This is a genomic window from Candidatus Magnetobacterium casense, assembly GCF_019173545.1.
Taxonomy (GTDB): Bacteria; Nitrospirota; Thermodesulfovibrionia; order Thermodesulfovibrionales; family Magnetobacteriaceae; genus Magnetobacterium; species Magnetobacterium cryptolimnobacter.
Genome location: NZ_JABXWD010000756.1, coordinates 1 through 1,121, shown reverse-complemented (window position 1 = coordinate 1,121; position 1,121 = coordinate 1). Strand labels below are relative to the sequence as shown.

1 protein-coding gene is annotated in these 1,121 nt (G+C 51.8%); it reads right to left on the bottom strand.

The window, feature by feature from the left end; genetic code table 11:
- Positions 1-357 precede the first annotated feature (357 nt).
- A partial coding sequence (locus HWQ67_RS19290) for a sulfite exporter TauE/SafE family protein (RefSeq protein ID WP_218254320.1) occupies positions 358-1,121 on the bottom strand: 764 nt, incomplete at its 5' end.

Genomic DNA, 1,121 nt, shown 5'->3' with positions numbered 1-1,121 from the left:
TATTATTTTAGCAGAGTTTACCCTCAGAATGATATAGCAGATTTCGATTGGATTAAATACAAAATACGTGGCATTTTTACGGGGTCAAGGGGACTGGTCCCCTTGCGGGGGGTTCTGAAGGGGGGCGGAGCCGCCCCTTTCTTTCCTTAATTGGGTGAATTACGTTATAGCTACTTATGCTCTTCTGCTTAGTTTACCCCTGAGAAAAGAAATTGACAAGGCGCCATTTTGGGCAGGTTCAAAGACAGGGCAGGGGATAACAATACAGAGAAATGGCGTGGTGTTGTTTTTGTGCCTGATGTCGAAATCCGGGCTTGTGTGCAGGCTGTACATTTGAGCATGACATGGTACTCATGGCTAAAAGAAGAACTGTGTGATGTATCTCAGTGCGAGCATAACGATGAGCAGTCCGACGAGCAGTTTGATGTATTTTTGTGGAACAAATTTTTGCAGTCGAGCCCCGATGTACATGCCCACAAAACCGCCAATGCCAAAGAGTGCACCCAGCATCCAGTCCGGAGTTGCGTGCACCCCTGCGGTTGCCATCGGTATGAGGGTGAAAAACACCGCCCCGACAAACGAAGTTATAAACGTTCCCATCAGAGCCGCCCCCGCTATCGTGTATACTGGCAGGTGAAACACGGCCACGCAGAACGGGGCAATGATCGCCCCACCACCAATGCCGTATGCCCCGCCGATTACCCCGACAACAAGGGCCAGGGCAAACATACTAAGGGGGTTAAACGAAAATCGCTCCGACCAGAACTCATATTCGATCCGCCGCAAGGATATCGACACGGTCTTTATGACGGCCTCCGGCGGCAACCCTGCTGCCATGCGCCGGCTCTGTTGCTGGCTGATCTGTTCCGCCTTGAGCTTAAACTTAGCCTCGAGGGCGTTTGCGGCAGTGGCAGCGGGGTCTGTCCTGCCAGGAAAAAGCCCCTTTAATAGTCTGCTGCCGATATACAGCAACACGCATCCCACAAAGAGCTTAAACGGTTTGGGGTCAGGCAGATAATGCACCCGCACGTAATATCCGATAAAGACCCCTGGCAGTGTCCCCAACACCACAACCCACGTCACAGGCCAGGCCATCCGTCCTTCCTTTATGTACTGCCATA